This is a genomic window from Kitasatospora aureofaciens (assembly GCF_019192735.1).
Classification (GTDB): domain Bacteria; phylum Actinomycetota; class Actinomycetes; order Streptomycetales; family Streptomycetaceae; genus Kitasatospora; species Kitasatospora aureofaciens_A.
Window position 1 is genome coordinate 69134 of sequence record NZ_JAHTKP010000014.1, and the last position, 20802, is coordinate 89935.

Here is a 20802-nt window from a genome sequence, read left to right on the forward strand (position 1 = left end):
CGGGTCAGCCTCCTCAGCGGCGGGACATGTAGAGGTCGAGGGCCTTGTGCAGCAGCTTGTTGAGCGGGAAGTCCCACTCGCCGAGGTACTCGGCCGCCTGACCGCCGGTGCCGACCTTGAACTGGATCAGGCCGAACAGGTGGTCGTTCTCGTCCAGGGTGTCACTGATGCCGCGCAGGTCGTACACGCCGCCGCCGAGGGCGTAGGCGTCGCGCATCATCCGCCACTGGATCGCGTTCGACGGCTTGACCTCGCGCTTGTGGTTGGCCGAGGCGCCGTAGGAGTACCAGACGTGCTCGCCGACCACGAGCATCGTGGTCGAGGCCAGCGGCTCGCCGTCGTGGTAGGCGATGTAGAGCCGCATGCGGTTCGGGTCCTCGGCGTTGAGGGCGTTCCACATGCGCTGGAAGTAGGCCAGCGGGCGCGGGGTGAACTTGTCGCGCTCGGCGGTGACCAGGTAGAGCTGGTGGAAGATCGGCAGCTCGTCGTAGCCGCCCTGGACCACCTCGACGCCGCTCTTCTCGGCCTTCTTGATGTTACGGCGCCAGAGCTGGTTGAAGCCCTTCTGGATGTCGTCCAGCGAGCGGTTGGCCAGCGGCACCTGGTAGACGTAGCGGGGCTGGACGTCGCCGAAGCCGGCGCCGCCGTCCTCGCCCTGCAGCCAGCCCGCCTTGCGCAGCCGGTCGGCCACCTCGAAGGCGCGCGGCTCGTACCAGTCGGCCTCGATGTCGCGCAGGCGCTTGGCCTGCTTGGCGGCGATGGCCTCCTTGATGGTGGGGGCGTTCCAGCGGCGGATGACCACCGGCGGGCCCATCTTCACCGAGAAGGCGCCCTGCGACTTGAGGTGCGCCAGCATCGGGGAGAGCCAGCGGTCGAGGTCGCGGTCGAACCAGTCGATGACCGGGCCCTCGGGCAGGTAGGCCAGGTAGCGCTTGACCTTCGGCAGCTGCCGGTAGAGCACCAGGCCGGCGCCGACGAGCTGGTTGGCGTCGTCGAACCAGCCGATCGACTCCGAACGCCACTCGGCCTTCACGTCGCCCCAGGCCGGCACCTGCATGTGGCTGGCCGAGGCGCGGCTCCTGATGAAGGCGAGGTGCTCCTCGCGGGTGATCGTCCTCAGGCGCAGGCTCATGCTCGGTGCTCCTCGTTGGTCGGGCTGCAGTGGCCCCAGGTTCTCGGGGTGACCTTATCGTCCGGGGCACGGGCCCCCGCCGGTGCGGGCACGACGGCGCCCCCGTGCGTACCTGTCTTCTCCAGATACGCGACGGGGGCGCCGAGGGTTCCTCGCGGGGAGTGTCAGCCCCAGAGGCCGCCGCGGGCGATGCCGAGGTAGAAGCCGACCGCGGAGGCGCCGAGCGTGATCATCAGGACGAAGCGCTCGGCGGTGGTGACCGAGACGAACATGCCCCAGAGCCCCGCGACGATGCCGAACAGGCCGGTCCACGAGGTCAGCAGGTGCAGGTTGTGGAAGAACGAGGTGGTGAAGGCGATCACGCCCAGCAGGGCGGTCAGCGCCACCAGGGTGTTCTCCCGCGGGTGCGGGTGGCCGTCGGTGTTGAGCGTGAGGGCGGGCATGCGGTGGACGGACTGGGCCATGTGTCCCACCTCCTGGCGTGGAGACGAACGGGCAGGAATCCCGTTCCGTCCAGATTGCGGCGGTTGGACGGGTCTCACAACCCCTATGCGTTTTGTTCGGCCGTACGGGTGCGGGTAGGCTGTGCCGTCTGCACTGGTGTAGTTGTGCCCCCTTGCGCCCTCTTCGGGGCGACTGCCCGTTCGGGTGAGTGGGGCCCGACTGTCGGACCCGGCCGCTACGGTGGGCCGGTGTCGTCACAGCTCCGGTGCCGACGCTGCACAACCCTCCTGCCACGGAGAGACCGTGGCCGCTGAGTCCAAAGGAGGTGGGTTACTCATGCGTCACTACGAGCTGATGGTCATCCTCGACCCCTCGGTCGAGGAGCGCGCTGTCTCCCCCCTGATCGAGAACTTCCTCACCGTCGTCCGCAACAGCGGCGGCAAGGTGGAGAAGGTCGACACCTGGGGTCGCCGCCGTCTGGCTTACGAGATCAACAAGCAGTCCGAGGGCATCTACTCGGTCATCGACCTGAAGGCCACGCCTGAGGTCGTCAAGGAGCTCGACCGCCAGCTTGGCCTGAGCGAGTCGGTTCTCCGGACCAAGGTCCTGCGCCCGGACACCCACTGAGCCACCTCTGAGGCCTTCGGGTCTCGGGTAGCTCGCGTCCGCTGTTTCACGTGAAACAGCGGCGAACGGACATCTTCCCGAGAGGTCATCACCACCATGGCAGGCGAGACCGTCATCACCCTCGTCGGCAATCTCGTCGACGACCCCGAGCTGCGCTTCACCCCGTCCGGTGCGGCGGTCGCGAAGTTCCGTATCGCGTCCACCCCCCGCACCTTCGACCGCCAGACGAACGAGTGGAAGGACGGCGAGAGCCTCTTCCTCACGTGCAACGTCTGGCGGCAGCCGGCGGAGAACGTGGCCGAGTCGCTGCAGCGCGGCATGCGCGTCATCGTGCAGGGCCGACTGCGCCAGCGGTCTTACGAGACCAAGGAAGGCGAGAAGCGGACGGTCTTCGAGGTCGAGGTCGACGAGGTCGGCCCGAGCCTGCGCTCGGCGACCGCCAAGGTCACCCGGGCCAACCGGTCCGGCGGCCCCGGGGGCGGCTTTGGCGGCGGCCCGCAGGGCGGCGGCCAGGGCGGTAACTGGGGCGGCGGTGGCGGCCAGCAGGGCGGCGGCAGCTGGGGTGGAAACTCCGGCGGCGGCCAGTCCGGCCCCTCCGACGATCCGTGGGCGTCCAGCGCCCCGTCCGGCGGCAACCAGGGCGGCGGCTGGGGTGCCCCGTCCGGTGGCGGCTTCTCGGAAGAGCCCCCGTTCTAAAGAGCTGACAGATTTCGTGCGGCCCGGCCGCCGGCGTCGAGTGACGCCCGCCGGGCCGTGAACCCCAAATGGAGCACACAATGGCGAAGCCGCCTGCTCGCAAGCCGAAGAAGAAGGTTTGCGTCTTCTGCAAGGACAAGGTCAACTACGTTGACTACAAGGACACGAACCTGCTGCGGAAGTTCATCTCCGACCGCGGCAAGATCCGTGCCCGCCGGGTCACCGGCAACTGCACCCAGCACCAGCGTGACGTCGCCACGGCCGTGAAGAACAGCCGTGAGATGGCGCTGCTGCCCTACACCAGCACCGCGCGCTAAGAGAGGGTGACCAAGTAATGAAGATCATCCTCACGCACGAGGTGCCGGGTCTCGGCTCCGCCGGCGAGGTCGTCGAGGTCAAGGACGGCTACGCCCGCAACTACCTGGTCCCGCGTGGCTACGCCATCCGCTGGACCAAGGGTGGTCAGAAGGACGTCGACGCCATCCGTCGCGCCCGCAAGATCCACGAGATCCAGACCCTTGAGGCCGCCAACGAGGTCAAGGGCAAGCTGGAGGGCGTCCAGGTCAAGCTGGCCGTTCGCTCGGGCGAGGCCGGCCGTCTGTTCGGTTCGGTGACCCAGGCCGACGTCGTCGAGGCCATCAAGGCCGCCGGCGGCCCGGCTGTGGACAAGCGCGCCGTCGCGATCGCCTCGCCGATCAAGACCGTGGGCACCCACAAGGTCTCGGTCAAGCTGCACGCCGACGTCCAGGCCAACCTCGACGTCGCCGTCGTCGCTGCCTGAGTTCCGTAGCAGTGGCCCGAGGGCCGGACTCCTCCGCGGAGTCCGGCCCTCGGTGCGTTCTGCGTCGGGTTCAGTGGCGGTTTCAGTGGCGGGTTCGGTGCCGGGTTCAGTGCCGGCTCAGTTCCGGACGGCGCCGGTGACCAGCCACTTGCCGCCGCGGGCGCGCCGGCTCAGGAAGGCACCGCGGACCAGCATGAACAGGTTCATCGCCCACCAGAGCCCGGCCAGCCCGGTCCCGGTGGCCGGCACCGCGAGGGCCGCCGGGGCGAACAGCGCCAGGGTGGCGATCGCCGCCCAGGCCAGGTAGGGGCCGTCCCCGGCGCCCATCAGCACCCCGTCCAGCACGAAGACCAGGCCGGCCACCGGCTGGCTGAGCGCGAGCAGCAGCAGGACGGTGTTCAGCTGCGCCTGCACCGCCGGATCGGGCGTGAACAGCGGGACGTACAGCGGGCGCGTGGCCACCACCAGCAGGCCGAGCACCACGCCGGAGCCGATGCCCCACTCGACCATCCGGCGGGTGGCGGCCTTCGCGCCCGGGACGTCCGAGGCGCCCAGGTAGCGGCCGATGATCGCTTGGCCGGCGATCGCGATGGCGTCCAGGGCGAAGGCCAGGAAGCTGAACAGCGTCATGGTGATCTGGTGCGCGGCCACCTCGTCGTCACCCAGCCGGGCGGCCACCGCGGTGGCGATCATCAGCACCGCGCGCAGGCTCACCGTCCGGACCAGCAGCGGGCCGCCCGCCCTGGCACTGGCCCGGATGCCTGCGGCGTCCGGCCGCAGCGAGGCCTGCTCCCGGCGGGCCCCACGGACCACCACGACCACGTAGACGACGGCCATCCCGGTCTGCGCCAGCACGGTGCCCCAGGCCGAACCGGCCACGCCGAGCCCGGCGCCGTACACCAGGCCGGCGTTCAGGCCGATGTTGGCGGCGAAGCCCGTGACGGCCACCACCAGCGGCGTACGGGTGTCCTGGAGGCCGCGCAGCACGCCGGTGGCGGCCATCACCATGAGCATCGCCGGGATGCCCAGGGCGCTGATCCGCAGATACGTCACCGCATACGGCGCGGCGGTGTCCGAGGCGCCCAGGACGTCCGCCACCCGGGGCGCCAGCAGGAGGGTGAGGGCGACCACCACGGTGGACAGGGCCAGCGCCAGCCAGATGCCGTCGATGCCCTGCTGGACGGCCGCCCGGCGGTCCCCGGCGCCGATCCGGCGGGCCACGGCGGCGGTGGTGGCGTACGCGAGGAACACGAACACGCCGGTCGCGGTGGTGAGCGCGGCGGAGGCGACGCCGACGCCGGCCAGCTGGGGGGTGCCGAGGTGGCCGACGATCGCCGAGTCGGCCATCAGGAAGAGCGGTTCGGCGACGAGGGCGCCGAAGGCCGGGATCGCCAGGGCGAGGATCTCGCGGTCATGCCGGCGTCTCGCCGGGGTCGGCGCTGAGGGAGGGGCGGTCATGGGCTCCAGGCTACTCATCCACAGGTAATGGCTGCTATGTGCATATGTCTATTACTCGAAATTCTGAGCGAGGCACTCGACGCCCTGTGTGCCCACTGCCACCCGGCAGTGTGTGAAGAATTTCTCATGCACAGGCCTCGGAAGAGGTAATCCCAGGTCAACAGGTTGACGGTGGATCGATGGTGTGGTTATCCACAGGGTCTTCCACAGGGGCGTCCACAGGTTTGCCGCAGTTCTCCACAGCCCTGGGCCGCTCGTCCACACCCCCTGTGGATAACCGTCTTGGCTGAACGGCGTCCGGCGCCTTAGCGTGGGCCCTCCGTCCGACACTCCCACCCGCCCCGGCGTCCGATTTGTCGGTGCGGTGCCGTACAAAGAGGAGCGCAGCCAAACCGGCAAGGTGCGCTCCAACTCGCACCACTCGCTGATCGGGGAACACGCGTGACCGGCCCCCAGTACGACGACCACGACGCCCCGCCGCCGGAGGAGGACTGGCAGACCGCCGAGGACCCCTTCCCCGCGGGCGCCTTCGACGACGCGCCGTTCCCGGACGGGCCCGGTGACCGGCTTCCGGTCTCCCGCAATCGCGGCAACGGCCAGGGCAACGGCCAGGGCAACGGCCAGGGCGGTTTCCAGAAGGGCGGGGGTTTCCAGAAGGGCGGCGGCTTCCAGGGCGGCAAGGGTGGCAAGGGCGGACGCGACGGCGGCCGCGACCGCCGCGACGACGAGGGCCCGGGCGGCACCGACGGCTTCGAGCGCGTCCCCCCGCAGGACCTCGCGGCCGAGCAGTCCGTCCTCGGCGGCATGCTGCTGTCCAAGGACGCCATCGCCGACGTCGTCGAGGTGCTCAAGCCGGCCGACTACTACCGGCCGGCGCACGAGATGATCCATGGCGCGATCCTCGACCTGTACGCGCGTGGCGAGCCGGCCGACCCGATCACCGTGGCCGGCGAGCTCACCAAGCGCGGCGAGCTCCAGCGCGTCGGCGGTGCCCCCTACCTGCACACCCTGGTCAACTCCGTCCCGACCGCCGCCAACGCCGAGTACTACGCCCAGATCGTTCACGAGCGCGCCGTGCTGCGCCGCCTGGTCGAGGCCGGCACCCGGATCGCCGGCATGGGCTACGCGGCCGAGGGCGACGTCGACGAGATCGTCAACGCGGCCCAGGCGGAGATCTACGCCGTCACCGAGCAGCGCACCAACGAGGACTACGCGCCGCTCGCCGACATCATGGAGGGCGCCCTCGACGAGATCGAGGCGATCGGCTCCCGCAACGGCCAGATGTCTGGCGTCCCGACCGGCTTCGCCGACTTCGACCAGCTCACCAACGGCCTGCACCCGGGCCAGATGATCGTCATCGCGGCCCGCCCCGCCATGGGTAAGTCCACCCTCGCGCTGGACTTCGCCCGCGCCTGCTCGATCCACCACAAGCTGCCGAGCGTGATCTTCTCGCTCGAAATGGGGCGCAACGAGATCGCCATGCGCCTGCTCTCCGCCGAGGCCCGGGTGGCGCTGCACCACATGCGCTCCGGGAACATGACGGACGACGACTGGACCCGGGTCGCCCGCCGGATGCCCGACGTCAGCGAGGCGCCGCTGTTCATCGACGACTCGCCGAACCTGTCGATGATGGAGATCCGCGCCAAGTGCCGCCGGCTCAAGCAGCGCAACGACATCAAGCTGATCGTCATCGACTACCTCCAGCTGATGCAGTCCGGCGGCTCCCGCCGGGCCGAGAACCGCCAGCAGGAGGTCTCGGACATGTCCCGAAACCTGAAGCTGCTGGCCAAGGAGCTGGAAGTCCCCGTCATCGCGCTGTCCCAGCTGAACCGTGGCCCGGAACAGCGCACCGACAAGCGTCCGATGGTCTCGGACCTGCGCGAGTCCGGCTCGATCGAGCAGGACGCCGACATGGTCATCCTGCTCCACCGCGAGGACGCCTACGAGAAGGAGTCCCCCCGCGCCGGCGAGGCCGACCTCATCGTCGCGAAGCACCGTAACGGCCCGACGGCCACCATCACCGTCGCCTTCCAGGGCCACTACTCCCGCTTCGTCGACATGACCCGCGACTGATCCGCCTGAGCGTGGCTCAGGCAGTGCTGTCCGAGGTCGTTTCGGGTTGCGTGTGGAGGACTTCGCGGCCCTGCTCCGCGGCGCGGGTGATGCTCTCGGAGATGAAGTCGAGGAAGCGGGCGATGTTCTCCAGGCGGGCGGCGGCCGGGGTGCCGGGGCCGAGGACGCCGACGCCCTGGCGTGCGGTTTCGACGAGCTGGGCGGTGCCGCGGGCGCTGGCCATCATGGACTGGTACCAGATGTCGTCGTCGACGAAGTAGCGCTCGCGGCGGCGTTCGTCGCGTTCCCGGCGGACGAGGCCCTGGCTTTCGAGGAACGCGATCGCTTTGGAGATGGTCGCCGGGCTGACCTGGAGGCGCTGGACGAGTTCGGACGCGGTGAGGCTGCCCGCGTCGGTGGTGTAGAGGCAGGCCAGCACCCGGGACATCATCTTGGCCAGGCCCGACTGCATGACGACGGTGGTGAACATCTCCTCGTACTCGCGCACCGCGTCGGCGTCGCGTCCGTGGGGCTGCGGGGGCGCCTGCGGGTCCCGGGGTGCGGGCTGCCTGCGGCGTTGGGCGCGGTGTTCGGTGGCGCGGTGGGCGAGGTCGGCGCGGTAGGCGGTGGGGCCGCCGTTGCGCATCACCTCACGCGTGATCGTCGAGGTCGGACGGTCCAGGCGTCTGGCGATCTCCGCATAGGCGAGGCCGTCGGCCAGTCCCAGCGCGATCTGCTGGCGTTCCTGCTGCGCAGGCCTCCGTCAAGCTCGACGAGACCGCGAGCGCCCGCCTCACCCTCCTCGCCGGCGACGTCTCGCTCGGCCGACTGGGCGGCCCCGCCCAGATCAGCACCCAGAAGGGCGACATCCGCATCGCCGAGGCCGTGCACGGCACGGTCGTGCTGCGCACCGAGTCCGGCGAGGTGTCGGTCGGCGCCGCCCGCGGGGTCTCCGCCTCCCTGGACGCCGGCACCAGCTACGGCCGGATCCACAACGCGCTCAACAACACCGCCGGCGCCGCCGCCGAGCTGAACATCCACGCCACCACCGCCTACGGCGACATCACCGCCCGCAGCCTTTGAGGAGCCCGTGGTGCGGCCGCGCTCGAAGCCGCGGCCGCACCTCCTACGGCGGCATCACCATCCACCGCTTCTGATCCACCCCTGACCCCGGAGAGAGGCACACCATGACCATCAAGCAGTCCGCTGCCGCCTGGACCGGCATGGTGTCGGTCGACGACACCGCCCTGGCCGTCACCGACACCGGCGGCCCCGGCACTCCCGTGGTCTACCTCAACGGCTCCTACGCCGACCAGAAGCACTGGCGGCGCGTCATGGCCGACCTCGGTGGCGACTTCCGGCACATCACCTACGACGAGCGCGCCCGCGGCAAGTCCGACACCGCCACCGACTACTCCTTCGAGGCCTGCCTGCGCGACCTCGACGCCGTCCTCAAGGCGCGGGGCGTCGAGCGGCCGATCCTGGTCGGCTGGTCCTACGGCGCACTGATCGCGATGCACTGGGCAGCCCGCAACCCCGACCGCGTCCGGGCAGCGGTGTCCGTGGACGGCGCCCTGCCGAGCGAGCCGCTCGACGAGGCCACCCGCGAACAGGTCCGCACGCTGTTCCGCCGCCTGAGCCCGCTCTTCCCGATCTGCCGCCGGCTCGGCCTGGCCGCCCGGATGAGCGCCGCCCAGCACGCCGAGATCAACCTCGAACTCATCGACCTGTGCGCGCCCGCCGCCCTCGGCCCGGTCCTCGACCAGGTGACCGCACCCACCCGGTACGTCCTCGGCACGGGCGGCAACCTGGGCGCCAACGCGAAGGTGATGGAAGAACTTCGCGCCAACCTCAACCCGATCCTCGCCCGCAACCCGAACATCCGGGTCAGCGCGAAGGCCCCGAGCAACCACTCCAAGATCCTGCGCAACGACTCCCGAGCCGTCGCCGACGCGGTCCGCGAGCTCGCCGCCACCCGCGACAAGGTCGGCTGAGCCGCCACCGCCGGCCGGCGCCGGCCGGCGCGTCAGATGGTGATAGTGGCGCGGAAGAGGGTGGTGGCGGTGCCCGAGACACGGGTGGGGGTGCCGGTGGCGGGGAGGAAGGCGGACTCGCCGCGGGTGAGGGTGAGCGTGGTGCCGTCGGGCGCGGTGAGGCGGGCGGCGCCGGCGGTGCAGAGGAGAATCTGCGGGGTGCGGCCGTCGATCTCGCGGTCCTGGCCGTCCAGGACGAAGCGCGAGAGGCGGAACTCGTCGATCGGGACGGGGTAGAGCTCCTCGCCGGAGGTGGCAGGCACCGGGGTGGGGCGGAGGACGGCGGGGGCGCCGGACTCGAACGCCACCACCTTCATCAGCTCGGGCACGTCGATGTGCTTCGGGGTGAGCCCGGCGCGCAGGACGTTGTCGGAGTTGGCCTGGAGCTCGACGCAGACGCCGTGCAGGTAGGCGTGCGGCACCCCGGCACCGAGGTAGAGGGCCTCGCCGGCGCGGAGCCGGACGTGGTTGAGCAGCATTCCGGCGATCAGGCCGCGGTCGCCGGGGAAGTCCCGGGCGATCCGGTGGTACGGGGCGTACTCCCCGTCCGGGCTGGTGAGCGCCAGTACCTCGGCGGTCTCCCGGACGGTCTCCTCGGCGGTCTTGTCGTCCATCGTGAGGATGGCGGCCAGGGCGCCGCGCAGGGCCTCGGACTCGTCCTCGGCGGCCAGCAGGTCGATGATCGGGTCGAGCCCCGGGACGGAGATCCCGGCCATCAGCTCGGCGGCCTCGGAGGCCGGGCGGAAGCCGCAGAGGCCTTCGAACTCGCCCAGTGCGCAGACGAGTTCGGGCTTGTGGTTGGCGTCCTTGTAGTTCCGCTCGGGGGCGTCCAGCGGGATGCCCAGGGCGTTCTCGGCGGCGAAGCCGGCCTTGGCCTGGTCGAGCGTGGGGTGGGCCTGGATGGAGATCGGGATGCCGGCCGCGAGGATCTTCAGCAGGAACGGCAGGGTGGGGCCGAACCGGGCGACGGTCATGGCACCGAGTTCGCCCTCCGGGTCCGCGGTGATCAGCTCGTCCAGCGGACGCGGCCCGTCGCCCCGGTCGGTACGGGACGGGTCGCCGGGGTGGGCGCCCATCCACAGCTCGGCCTGCGGCTCGCCGGTGGGCTCCTGTCCGAGCAGCTCGGGGAGGGCGGTGACCGACCCCCAGGCGTACGGGCGGATGGTGTTGATGAGCCGGTCCATGCGCGCGGTCCTACTCCTTCGCTGCTGTGGCGGGGTGCGCCGGATCGTCGGGAAACGGGCCGGGCGGGCGGGTCCGGGCCGGGGCAGGGCATCGACCCTAGCCGACCCGTGTCACCTGAGGGGAAACGGCGGGCGTCCGGTGGGAGTGCCGTGGTCGGACCGGCAGTTCGCAGGCGCGGTAGTAGGATGCCAGGCAGTAGTTTCCACCGTGCGCAGCAGTTTCCGCCGCGGTCACCCAGTCGGCGGGTCGCCGACGGGAGCGGCATTCCGGAGTGCGGGCGACGGTGACTGGCACTCCCGCCATTGGCCGAGAGGTTTGTACGTGACCGTGAACCAGCCGCGTTTTGCTGACCTCGGCAAGGTGCTGGTGATCATCCCGACCTTCAACGAGGCGGAGAACGTCGAGCGGATCGTCGGCCGGGTCCGCGCCTCGGTGCCCGAGGCGCACGTCCTGGTCGCCGACGACAACAGCCCCGACGGCACCGGCGAGCTGGCCGACAAGCTGGCCACCGAGGACCCGAACGTGCACGTCCTGCACCGCAAGGGCAAGGAGGGCCTGGGCGCCGCCTACCTCGCGGGCTTCCGCTGGGGCATCGACAACGGCTACGACGTCCTGGTCGAGATGGACGCGGACGGCTCCCACCAGCCCGAGGAGCTGGACCGGCTGCTGAGCGCGCTGCGCGGCGCCGACCTGGTGCTCGGCTCCCGCTGGGTGCCCGGCGGCCGGGTGGTGAACTGGCCGAAGTCCCGCCTGCTGCTGTCCCGCGGCGGTTCGACGTACTCGCGCCTGATGCTGGGTGTGCCGATCCGGGACGTCACCGGCGGCTACCGGGCCTTCCGCAAGGAGACGCTGCTCGGGCTGGGCATGGACCAGGTGGCCTCCGCCGGGTACTGCTTCCAGGTCGACCTGGCCTGGCGCACGGTGAAGGCCGGGTTCAAGGTGGCCGAGGTGCCGATCACCTTCGTCGAGCGCGAGCTCGGCGCGTCCAAGATGAGCCGCAACATCGTGATCGAGGCGCTCTGGCGGGTGACCTCCTGGGGCATCGCCGACCGGGTGGCCCGGCTGCGGGGCGCGAAGAAGCGCTGAGACGTCTGACGAAGGGCCCGTCTGCTGGGGGACAGCAGGCGGGCCCTTGTCGTGTCCGGAAGTGTTGTGCCCGGGGGTGTCGTGCCAGGGGGCGGGGTCAGCAGCCGCCCTGCTTGAGGGCGCTCTCCGGGAGGTACTGGTCGGCCCAGACGGCCAGCTCGTTGAGCGCCGGCCGCAGGGCCGCGCCGGCGTCGGTGAGGCGGTAGCTGACCCGCAGCGGCGGGCCCGCATCGACCTCGCGGAGGACCAGCCCGGCGTCGGCCAGCTCGGTCAGCCGGTCGGAGAGCATGCGCTCGCTGATGCCGGGGACGGCGCGGCGCAGCTCGGAGAAGTAGGCGGGGCCGCCGTGGTTGAGCACGCCCACCAGCAGGCCCGTCCAGCGTTTGCCGAGCAGGGAGAACACGCGGGTGAGGGCCAGCTCGACGTTGAAGCAGGTGCCCTGATCCCCGGCGCACGCCTCGGAGGCGGTCGGGACCCGGTCGGTCACTACCTCGTGCTCGGACATGCATCCAGCCTACCGGACCGATCCCTAGTGACTGCAGAAAAGTAAGCTGCTACGGTACTTATAGCTGCGGCGGAAAGAGCAGCTACTAATCCCATGGAGGTACTGTCATGCCCACCCTGCTGCACATCGACTCGTCCGCCGTCGCCGACGGTTCCGTCTCCCGCGAGGTCTCGGCGGCGTTCCGGGCCGCCTGGCAGGCCCAGCACCCCGACGGCACGGTGATCTACCGCGACCTGGCCGTCGACCCGATCCCGCACCTCGACGGGCACGGCATCTCCGCCACCTTCACCCCGGCCGAGGGGCGCAGCGCCGAACAGTCCACCGCCCTCGCGCTGCGCGAGGAGCTGATGGCCGAGCTGGAGCAGGCCGACGCGATCGTCATCGGCGCCCCGATGTACAACTTCACGATCCCGTCCACCCTCAAGGCCTGGCTCGACCAGGTCATCCTGATGGGCCGCACGGCGGGGGAGACGCCCTCCGCCAAGGGCACCCCGGTCACCGTGATCGCCGCGCGCGGCGGCTCGTACGGACCCGGCGCCCCTCGCGAGCCGTACGAGTTCGTGACCACCTACCTGGAGAAGGTGCTGACCGGCATGCTCGGGCTGGAGGTCGACTTCATCGTCCCCGAGTTCACCCTCGCACCGAAGGTCCCGGCGATGGCCGACTTCGTTCCGAAGGCCGCCGAGTCCAAGGCCAAGGCCCTGGAGGACGCCGCCCGCAAGGCCAAGGCGCTCGCCGCCTGACCCGCCGGCGACCCGCATGTGACCCTCGCCGGAAGGCGCGCCCCGCCGGGCGCGCCTTCCGCGTGTTCGGCCGCCCGTGCTCCCATGCTGTAGGGCGCAGGGAGTCCGACCGCCGACCCAGAGGGAGCAGCCCGTGACGTCGTCCCCGCCCGAGGAGAGCGCCGGCGCGGAGCGTGCGGACGCCGATGCCGTGGCGGCCGAGGAGGGGGACCGGCCCGTCCGGCCGCTGGAGGTCGACGTCTTCACCGGCCCCGAATCGGCGTTCTTCGCGACCTCCACCCTGATCCTCGGCGAGCAGACCGCGATCCTGGTCGACGCCCAGCTCACCCGCAGCGCCGGCCGCGAACTCGCCGAATGGGTGGCCGGCAAGGGCCGCCGCCTGCTCGCCATCGTCGTCACCCACCACCACCCGGACCACTACTTCGGCGCCGAGGAAGTGCTGAAGCTTTTCCCCGAGGCCCAGCTGCTCGCCGCACCCGCCGTGGTCGACGGCATCCGGCGCACCGCCGCCGCCAAGGTCGCCCAGTGGAAGCCGGTGTACGGCGACGACATCCCCGACCACCCGCTGATCCCGGCCCCGCTGCTGCCGCAGCCGCTGATGCTCGACCGCCAGGTCATTCCCGTCCTCCTGCTCGGCCAGGGCGACTGCGGCGACTCCACGGTCGTGCACGTGCCGAGCATCCGGACCGTGATCGCCGGCGACTTCGTCTACAACGGCACGCACGTCTGGACCGCCGACACCACCCCCGCGCAGCGCACCACCTGGGGGCACAACCTCGGCCGGATCGCCGACCTCGGCGTGGACCGGGTGATCGCCGGGCACCGGGCGCCGCAACAGGGCGACGACGCGGCCCGGGTGCTCGCCTTCACCGGCGAGTACCTGCAGGACTTCGACCGGCTGCTGGCCGAGCACCCGGACGACGCGGAGGCGCTGACCACGGCGGTGAACGAGCGGTACGGGGAGCTGACGCTGCCGGTCATCCTGGAGCTGGGCGCGGCGGCGAACGTCGGGCGGGCGGCGGAGTCGGAGGAGTCGTTCGAGGAGGGGACGGCCGAGGAGGGGCCGGCAGAGTAGGGCGGATACTGGCCGCATGACGCCGTACGACGTGATCGTTCCGGCGGGCGGGGCCGCCCGGCGCCTCGGCGGGGCCGACAAGCCCGGGCTGACCGTCGGCGAGACCACCCTGCTCGACCGGGTCCTCGCCGCCTGCACCGGCGCCCGCACCACCGTGGTGGTCGGCCCGGCCAGGCCCACCGCCGCTGCCGGCGTCCGCTGGACCCGCGAGCAGCCGCCCGGCGGCGGGCCGGTCGCCGCCGTCGCGGCCGGACTCGACCTGGTCACCGCGGAAGCGGTGCTGCTGCTCGCCGCCGACCTGCCGTTCCTGGACCGGCGGACGGTCGACCGGCTCGCCTCCGCCCTCGACCTCGGCGGCCCGGCCGTCGAGGCCGCCGTCCTGGTCGACGCCGGCGGCCGCGACCAGCCCCTCGCCGCCGCGTACCGCACCGCCGCCCTCCGCACCGCCCTGGCCGGCCTCGGCGATCCGGCCGGCCTCCCCCTGCGCCGCCTCACTGGAGGCCTCGCCACGCTGCTGGTCGCGGACACCGACAACGTGGCGTACGACTGCGACACCTGGGAGGACCTCGAACAGGCCCGGGAGCGCGACCGGGGGTAGCAGCCGGGGGAGGCCGTTCCCGGGCTTCTCACCTCGGGTGTCGGCGGCCGTGAGGGAAACGACGCGCCCTGCACATGGGGTGAACATTCCGGGGAAACCGCCGATCGGGCAGCATGGGGCGCATGGAGCGCACGCTGGATGACTGGATCGCCGAGGTCCGGGCCGAGCTGGGCATCGACCTGGACGTCGATGTTCGTGGACTGCTGGACCTCGCCCGGGTGGTCGCGCACGGGGTGGCTCGTCCGGCCGCGCCGTTGACCGCCTTTCTGATCGGCTACGCGGCCGCCCAGCAGGGTGGCGGGCCGGAGGCCGTTGCCGAGGCTGCCCGGCGAACTGCCGCGCTTGCCGAGCGGTGGACCGCCGCCGACGGGCCGGGCGAGCCGTGAGCACCTTCGAGCAGTCCGTCGAGCAGTCCGTCGCGCAGTTCGTCGAGGAGGCCGTCGTGACCGGGCCCGGCGTCATGTCCTGGGCGCAGGCCCGCGCGACCGCCCGCCGGGCCGGGCTGCGCCCGCTGCCGCCGGTCGGGCTGCCGCTCGCCGCCGCGCTCGGCCACACCCTCGCCGAACCGCTCACCGCGCTCACCGACCTGCCCGCCTTCGACACCTCCGCCATGGACGGCTGGGCGGTCGCCGGACCCGGCCCGTGGCGGGTGGCCGGGCGGCTGCTGGCCGGCCAGGCCGTCGTCGCGCCGCTTCCCGACGGTGCCGCCGTCGAGATCGCCACCGGCGCCCAACTACCGCCCGGCGCCACTGCCGTCCTGCGCCGCGAGCACGGCGCGACGGACGGCACGCTGCTGCGCGAGTGCGGCCCCCGACCGCTGACCACCGGTCAGGATGTCCGCCCGCGCGGCCAGGAGTGCCGGCGAGGTGAGGCACTGCTGCCCGGTGGCACCCCGGTCGACCCGGGGGTGCTCGGGCTCGCCGCCGCCTGCGGGCACGACCGGCTCTCGGTCCGCCGCCGCCCGGTCGTCGAACTCCTCGTCCTCGGAGACGAGTTGCTCGAATCCGGCGTGCCCGGGCCGGGCCTCGTCCGGGACGCGCTCGGCCCGCTGCTGCCGCCCTGGCTGCGCGCCGGCGGGGCGGAGGTGGCCGAAGTCCGCGCCGTCCGCGACGACTTCGGCCTGTTGCGGGACGCCCTTCGGCACTCCACCGCCGACGTCGTCGTCACCACCGGAGGAACGGCCGCCGGTCCGGTCGATTTCCTGCACCGCGCGCTCGCCGAGGCCGGCGCCCGGCTGCTGGTCGACGGCGTCGCCGTCCGCCCCGGTCACCCCATGTTGCTCGCCGAACTCCCCGGCGCGCGCCACCTGGTGGGCCTGCCGGGCAACCCGCTGGCCGCCGTCGCCGGGACCGTCACCCTCGCGCTTCCACTGCTGCATGCCCGCAGCGGACGGACCGTCGGCGGACCGGCCCCCGCACCCGCCGCCGTCGACCTGGCGGGCCATCCGACGGACACCCGGCTGCTGCCCGTCCGGCGCACCGCCGACGGCGTCGTCCCGCTCGCCTTCGACGGGCCCGCCATGCTGCGCGGCCTCGCCCGGGCCGAGGCACTCGCCGTCGTACCGCCAGGCGGCGCGGCGGCCGGCGATCCCGTCGAGCTGCTGGAGGCTCCGTGAGGGCACGAGGCGGCACGGACGTCCCCCCAGGCGGACGCATAGGCAGTCGTCCATGGAGGACCCGCTCACCTACGGGAACGGGCTGGACGTGGTCGAACGGCCTGTCACCCGGGCCGAGGCCGGGCACAGCCCGCGTGCGTGCGAGGACCTGGTGGTCGCGGTGGTCCGCGGCCGGCGGTGATCAACTACACCGAGCCGGAGGCCGCCGTGCTCCAGGTCACCGACCGGGTGATCGTGATCAGGTCGGCCGCATGACGCGGCCGGTGCCCCCGACGGGTGCCTCCGGCCGGGACTGACGCGCAGTAGGTTTCGGGGCATGCATGCGATGACGATTCCCGTACCCGGCGGTCCCGAGGCACTCGTCTGGGCCGAGGTGCCCGACCCGGAGCCCGGCGAGGGCGAGGTCCTGGTCGACGTGGCGGCCACCGCCGTCAACCGGGCCGATCTGCTCCAGCGGCAGGGCTTCTACAGCCCGCCGCCCGGCGCGCCGGTCTACCCCGGGCTCGAATGCTCCGGGCGGATCGCCGCCCTCGGGCCGGGCGTGTCCGGCTGGGCCGTCGGCGACGAGGTGTGCGCGCTGCTGGCGGGCGGCGGATACGCGCAGCGCGTGGCCGTGCCGACCGGGCAGCTGCTGCCGCTGCCGAAGGGGCTGAGCTTCGAGGAGGCCGCCGCGCTGCCCGAGGTGGCCTGCACGGTGTGGTCCAACGTGTTCCTCACCGCCCACCTGCGGCCCGGCGAGACCGTGCTGCTGCACGGCGGCGCCAGCGGCATCGGGACCATGGCGATCCAGCTGGCCAAGGCCGTCGGCGCCCGGGTGGCGGTCACGGCCGGCAGTGCCGAGAAGCTCGCCCGGTGCACCGAACTCGGCGCCGACATCGCGATCAACTACCGCGAGCAGGACTTCGTCGAGGCCGTCCGGGAGGCCACCGACGGGGCCGGGGCGGACGTGATCCTGGACATCATGGGCGCCAAGTACCTGCAGCGGAACGTGGACGCGCTCGCCGTAAACGGGCGGCTGGTGATCATCGGGCTGCAGGGCGGGGTGAAGGGCGAGCTCGACCTCAACACGCTGCTGCGCAAGCGCGGCGCGGTCGTCGCCACCAACCTGCGCGGCCGTCCGCTGGCCGAGAAGGCGGCCATCGTGGCGGCGGTGCGGGAGCACGTGTGGCCGCTGGTCGAGTCCGGGGTGGTGAAGCCGGTGATCGACCGGGTGCTGCCGCTGACCGACGCCGGGGCCGGGCACCAGGTGCTGGAGGCGGGGGAGCAGGTCGGGAAGGTGGTGCTGCGGGCCTGAGGGGTGGGCCGAGGGGGCTGCACATGCTGTCCGAAATGCCTTGATTGTCGGATTGTGTGAGGCTGGTCCGGAGCTGTCCCGCCGCCGACCCCGCCCCGCGCGGTCGGCCGTCGGAAGGACTCCGACCGTGGCCGCACCAACGCACACGCTCCTCGGGCCGCTGCCCGCCGCTCCGCTCTCCCCTCGCACCCGTCGCCGCCGGTTCATGGCGGCGGCCGTGCTCGGGCTCGCACTTCCGCTGGCCGTCGCGACGGCGGCCGTCGCCGCCCCCACCCCGGGGGCGGCGACGAGCGCTGCGGGGTCGTCCGCGTCTCCGTCGGGGACGCCGGCTGCCTTCCTGTCGGCGGCGCCGAGCGCGACCGCTCGGGTCACGCCCGAGCCGACGGTCGCCCCGACGGTCACCCCGGCCGCCGCGCCGCAGGAACGACCGGAGATCCACCAGCGGCCGGGCGGGTGGGGCCCGCGCGCCCACCGCCATCGGCCCGCAGCCCCCAAGTGGGTCGACACCGTCCCGGAGCAGGCGCCCGACCAGACCGTCGAGCAGGCGCCGGTCCAGTCCCCGGAGCAGGCGCCCGACGCCGGCCGGCCCGCCGCCGACACAAACCCCGGCACCTCGGACACCCCGACCCCGGCCGACGACGCCGCCCCGGACACCGCCACCACCGCGACCAACCAGGCCGCCGAAGCCGTTCCCACCGTCCTCCCCGCCCGCTGGCGCGACGCCTCCACCCTCCAGCTCCCCCTGGGCGCCGGCCTCGGCCTCATCGGCTGCGGCCTGGGCCTCATCGGCCTCCGGCTCCGCAAGGGGTGATCTTCGGCGGGAGTGGATGGCCCGGCTGTCGCCGCGGCCTCCGCAGACGCTGATGACCGAGTGGGGAGGGGGAGGTCGCTTCCGCTCGGGGTGCGGGTCGGCGATCTCGGGGGTGTGTGGTTGTGTGGGGTGCGGGGGGATTGCGGGGGAGGGGCGTGGTGGTTCGGCGGGGTGGGGCGGGAACTGAGTATCCGTACGGATTCCCGGGCGCCGCGTCGGGGCGTACCGTCGGGAGCGGCGGTGCGGGCGGTGCGTCGACCGGGGGCTTCCGCCTGACCAACCCCAGTGAGAGAGAATGTTGTTCATGACGAATCCGATGAACGAGCGCTCGTCGCAGGAGCGCTACCAGGCCGCGGGCGGGCAGTCGCAGGACGGCCAGAAGGTGCTGATCGTCGGACCGGACGGGCTGCCCGTGGGCCAGGGGTTCACCGGCCCGGCGGGGGACGGGGACGACGACATGCCGCGTGAGCTCCCGGTGACCGAGATGGTGGAGCAGCCCGCCAAGGTCATGCGGATCGGCAGCATGATCAAGCAGCTGCTGGAGGAGGTCCGCGCGGCGCCCCTCGACGAGGCCAGCCGGGCGCGGCTGAAGGACATCCACGCCAGTTCCATCAAGGAGCTGGAGCTGGGCCTGGCCCCCGAGCTGGTCGCCGAGCTGGAGCGGCTGTCGCTGCCGTTCACCGAGGACAGCATCCCGACCGAGGCGGAGCTGCGGATCGCGCAGGCCCAGCTGGTCGGCTGGCTGGAGGGCCTGTTCCACGGCATCCAGACGGCGCTGTTCGCCCAGCAGATGGCGGCGCGGGCGCAGCTGGAGCAGATGCGCCGGGCGCTGCCGCCCGGGCTGCACGGGGGCGAGCCGGACGAGGACGAGCCGGGCCAGGGCCGCGGCATCCGTTCCGGTCCGTACCTGTAAGGCCGCACGGCGGACCGGTCGTACCGCGACGGTCCGCCCCGGAGCCCGGTACCGGCGGGTAGCCGCCGCGGTCCGGAACGAGGACCGGCCCTGGACCGATCACCGTCGGCGTGAGCCGATACCCTGGCCCCCTGTCGCAGGCCGGTCGAGCCGCCGCGGCAGAGGTCGGGCCGGCCGGCGGGCCGGGACCGCACCACGCACGGACGAGACCGAACGTCACGGTCGCGGCGGCGACGCCCGCGCCGAGGGGGAGCAGAGGACCATGAGCGAGCACGGCAACGCGGCGGTCGAGGGCTTCTCCCTGGGCAACGGCCGCTACGTGTTGCAGCGGCTGCTGGGCGAGGGCGGCATGGCCTCCGTGCACCTCGCCTACGACAGCGTGCTGGACCGGCAGGTCGCGCTGAAGAGCATGCACAGCGAGCTGGGCCGGGACGACTCGTTCAAGGAGCGGTTCCGCCGCGAGGCCCAGGCGGTGGCCCGCCTGGAGCACCCGAACATCGTCACGGTGTACGACAGCGGCGAGGACATCGCGCCGGACGGCTCCAGCACGCCGTACATCGTCATGCAGCTGATCGACGGCCAGGGCCTGCGCGAGGCGATCAACGACGCGATCGCCCAGTACGGCGCGATGCCGACCGAGGAGGCCCTGCGGGTCATCGTCGGCGTGCTGAACGCGCTGGAGGCCTCGCACGACATGGGCCTGGTGCACCGCGACATCAAGCCCGGCAACGTCATGTTCGACCGCAAGGGCAACGTCAAGGTGATGGACTTCGGCATCGCCCGGGCGCTGGAATCCGGCGTCACGTCGATGACGCAGACCGGCATGGTGGTCGGCACCCCGCAGTACCTGTCGCCGGAGCAGGCGCTCGGCAAGCCGGTGGACGCCCGCTCCGACCTGTACTCGGTCGGCGTGATGCTGTTCGAGATGCTCACCGGCCAGCTGGTGTTCGACGGCGACTCGGCGTTCTCGATCGCCTACAAGCACGTGCAGGAGGAGCCGCCGGCGCCGTCCACGATCAACCGGTCGGTCACCCCGGCGGTGGACGCGTTCGTCGCCCAGGCTCTGCGCAAGGACCCGGCGCACCGCTTCCCGAGCGCGGCGGCGATGCGGGACGAGGCGGAGCGGCTGATCGCGGCGGCGAAGGGCGGCGGCGGGCACGCGCTGCAGGCCAGCACGCCGCTGGTGATCAACGAGGGTCCGCGCTCGGTGCACGCCGCGCAGCAGGCTCCGCAGACGCCCCAGCCTCAGTATCTCCAGCAGGGGCAGCAGCAGCCGCCGCAGTACCAGACGCCGCCGCCGGCCTACCAGACCCCGCGTCCGCAGGCCCCGCACACGCCGCAGCCTCAGTATCTCCAGCAGGGGCAGCAGCAGCCGCCGCAGTACCAGACCCCGCCGCCCGCGTACCAGACCCCGCAGCCGTTCCGGCAGCCGGCGCACACCCCGCCGCCGCAGCCGATGCCGCGGCCGCAGCCCGTGCCGCCGTACCGGCCGGCCCCGGTCCCGGCGTCCAGCGGCGGCGGCTGCTCCACGGCGGCCGTGGTCATCATGATCATCGTCGGTGTGCTGGTCCTGGCGGGCATCATCATCGCGATCGTGATCAACAAGGCGAAGAACGACAACGCCAAGACCAAGTACGGTCACGCCGAGCGGCCCGCCGCGGTGCTGGTGGTGGACGTCCCGGCCGGCCGGAATGGCCTGCTCTGAAGGTTTGCGGCCGGATCGGGTGTGCTACGGGGGCTGCCCGGAAGCGGTA

Annotated in this window: 21 protein-coding genes and 2 pseudogenes; 17 read left to right on the top strand and 6 right to left on the bottom strand. The window is 72.3% G+C overall.

Annotated elements, in window-relative coordinates; translation table 11 throughout:
- Positions 1-13: 13 nt before the first annotated feature.
- Together KV557_RS16950 and KV557_RS16955 are read right to left on the bottom strand one after the other, a co-directional pair.
- Positions 14-1132, bottom strand: a complete 1119-nt coding sequence (locus tag KV557_RS16950; RefSeq protein ID WP_218201032.1) for a lipid II:glycine glycyltransferase FemX — start codon at positions 1130-1132, stop codon at positions 14-16.
- A gap of 164 nt (positions 1133-1296) precedes the next feature.
- Complete coding sequence (locus KV557_RS16955) at positions 1297-1596, bottom strand: hypothetical protein (protein WP_218201034.1); 300 nt, start codon at positions 1594-1596, stop codon at positions 1297-1299.
- 316 nt (positions 1597-1912) lie between these two features.
- On the opposite strand from KV557_RS16955, the gene rpsF reads away from it, so the two are divergent.
- From rpsF to rplI, 4 genes are all read left to right on the top strand, one after another.
- Positions 1913-2203, top strand: a complete 291-nt coding sequence (gene rpsF / locus KV557_RS16960; protein ID WP_218201037.1) for a 30S ribosomal protein S6 — start codon at positions 1913-1915, stop codon at positions 2201-2203.
- Positions 2204-2299: 96 nt separating this feature from the next.
- A complete protein-coding gene (locus KV557_RS16965) occupies positions 2300-2899 on the top strand; it encodes a single-stranded DNA-binding protein (RefSeq protein WP_218201038.1) in 600 nt (199 codons plus the stop codon).
- Positions 2900-2979: 80 nt separating this feature from the next.
- Positions 2980-3216 carry a 30S ribosomal protein S18 gene (gene rpsR, locus KV557_RS16970; RefSeq protein WP_030304537.1) on the top strand — a complete coding sequence of 79 codons (237 nt, stop codon included), beginning with the start codon at positions 2980-2982 and terminating at the stop codon, positions 3214-3216.
- A gap of 17 nt (positions 3217-3233) precedes the next feature.
- Positions 3234-3680, top strand: coding sequence for a 50S ribosomal protein L9 (gene rplI / locus KV557_RS16975; RefSeq protein ID WP_153461394.1), 447 nt, complete (start codon positions 3234-3236; stop codon positions 3678-3680).
- Between the two features lie 117 nt (positions 3681-3797).
- Here the strand turns inward: rplI and KV557_RS16980 are convergent, their stop codons facing one another.
- Complete coding sequence (locus tag KV557_RS16980; protein ID WP_218201040.1) at positions 3798-5138, bottom strand: MATE family efflux transporter; 1341 nt, start codon at positions 5136-5138, stop codon at positions 3798-3800.
- A 441-nt stretch (positions 5139-5579) separates the two neighbouring features.
- On the opposite strand from KV557_RS16980, the gene dnaB reads away from it, so the two are divergent.
- The gene (dnaB, locus tag KV557_RS16985) at positions 5580-7211 is read left to right on the top strand and encodes a replicative DNA helicase (RefSeq protein ID WP_218201042.1); all 1632 of its coding nucleotides are present in this window, start codon (positions 5580-5582) and stop codon (positions 7209-7211) included.
- Between the two features lie 16 nt (positions 7212-7227).
- Here dnaB and KV557_RS16990 read toward each other — a convergent pair whose 3' ends face one another.
- Positions 7228-7923, bottom strand: coding sequence for a GbsR/MarR family transcriptional regulator (locus KV557_RS16990; protein ID WP_218201207.1), 696 nt, complete (start codon positions 7921-7923; stop codon positions 7228-7230).
- Between the two features lie 17 nt (positions 7924-7940).
- On the opposite strand from KV557_RS16990, the pseudogene KV557_RS16995 reads away from it, so the two are divergent.
- Positions 7941-8273, top strand: a pseudogene (locus KV557_RS16995) (DUF4097 family beta strand repeat-containing protein); the annotation flags it as partial.
- A gap of 104 nt (positions 8274-8377) precedes the next feature.
- Positions 8378-9184: an alpha/beta fold hydrolase gene (locus tag KV557_RS17000; RefSeq protein ID WP_218201043.1), complete on the top strand. Its 807-nt coding sequence runs from the start codon at positions 8378-8380 to the stop codon at positions 9182-9184.
- A 32-nt stretch (positions 9185-9216) separates the two neighbouring features.
- Here KV557_RS17000 and manA read toward each other — a convergent pair whose 3' ends face one another.
- Positions 9217-10407: a mannose-6-phosphate isomerase, class I gene (gene manA, locus KV557_RS17005; protein WP_218201045.1), complete on the bottom strand. Its 1191-nt coding sequence runs from the start codon at positions 10405-10407 to the stop codon at positions 9217-9219.
- A 322-nt stretch (positions 10408-10729) separates the two neighbouring features.
- On the opposite strand from manA, the gene KV557_RS17010 reads away from it, so the two are divergent.
- Positions 10730-11494 (top strand): polyprenol monophosphomannose synthase, encoded by a 765-nt coding sequence (locus tag KV557_RS17010; RefSeq protein WP_218201047.1) that lies wholly within the window; start codon positions 10730-10732, stop codon positions 11492-11494.
- A 97-nt stretch (positions 11495-11591) separates the two neighbouring features.
- Here KV557_RS17010 and KV557_RS17015 read toward each other — a convergent pair whose 3' ends face one another.
- Positions 11592-11999 (bottom strand): winged helix-turn-helix transcriptional regulator, encoded by a 408-nt coding sequence (locus KV557_RS17015; RefSeq protein WP_218201049.1) that lies wholly within the window; start codon positions 11997-11999, stop codon positions 11592-11594.
- Between the two features lie 107 nt (positions 12000-12106).
- On the opposite strand from KV557_RS17015, the gene KV557_RS17020 reads away from it, so the two are divergent.
- The 9 genes and pseudogenes from KV557_RS17020 (at position 12107) to KV557_RS17060 (ending at position 20753) form a co-directional block, all read left to right on the top strand.
- A complete protein-coding gene (locus KV557_RS17020) occupies positions 12107-12742 on the top strand; it encodes an FMN-dependent NADH-azoreductase (RefSeq protein ID WP_218201050.1) in 636 nt (211 codons plus the stop codon).
- A 133-nt stretch (positions 12743-12875) separates the two neighbouring features.
- Positions 12876-13817 carry an MBL fold metallo-hydrolase gene (locus tag KV557_RS17025; protein ID WP_218201053.1) on the top strand — a complete coding sequence of 314 codons (942 nt, stop codon included), beginning with the start codon at positions 12876-12878 and terminating at the stop codon, positions 13815-13817.
- Between the two features lie 16 nt (positions 13818-13833).
- Positions 13834-14801, top strand: a pseudogene (locus KV557_RS44870) (NTP transferase domain-containing protein).
- Between the two features lie 74 nt (positions 14802-14875).
- Positions 14876-16030, top strand: coding sequence for a molybdopterin molybdotransferase MoeA (locus tag KV557_RS17040; RefSeq protein ID WP_218201209.1), 1155 nt, complete (start codon positions 14876-14878; stop codon positions 16028-16030).
- Between the two features lie 52 nt (positions 16031-16082).
- Positions 16083-16211 carry a hypothetical protein gene (locus tag KV557_RS42660; RefSeq protein ID WP_256177522.1) on the top strand — a complete coding sequence of 43 codons (129 nt, stop codon included), beginning with the start codon at positions 16083-16085 and terminating at the stop codon, positions 16209-16211.
- A 135-nt stretch (positions 16212-16346) separates the two neighbouring features.
- Positions 16347-17324, top strand: a complete 978-nt coding sequence (locus KV557_RS17045) for an NAD(P)H-quinone oxidoreductase (protein WP_218201059.1) — start codon at positions 16347-16349, stop codon at positions 17322-17324.
- A gap of 127 nt (positions 17325-17451) precedes the next feature.
- Positions 17452-18135 carry a hypothetical protein gene (locus KV557_RS17050; protein ID WP_218201061.1) on the top strand — a complete coding sequence of 228 codons (684 nt, stop codon included), beginning with the start codon at positions 17452-17454 and terminating at the stop codon, positions 18133-18135.
- Positions 18136-18439: 304 nt separating this feature from the next.
- The gene (locus tag KV557_RS17055; protein WP_218201063.1) at positions 18440-19048 is read left to right on the top strand and encodes a bacterial proteasome activator family protein; all 609 of its coding nucleotides are present in this window, start codon (positions 18440-18442) and stop codon (positions 19046-19048) included.
- 262 nt (positions 19049-19310) lie between these two features.
- On the top strand, positions 19311-20753 hold the full coding sequence (locus tag KV557_RS17060; RefSeq protein WP_218201065.1) for a protein kinase domain-containing protein: 1443 nt from the start codon (positions 19311-19313) through the stop codon (positions 20751-20753).
- Positions 20754-20802: the final 49 nt, after the last annotated feature.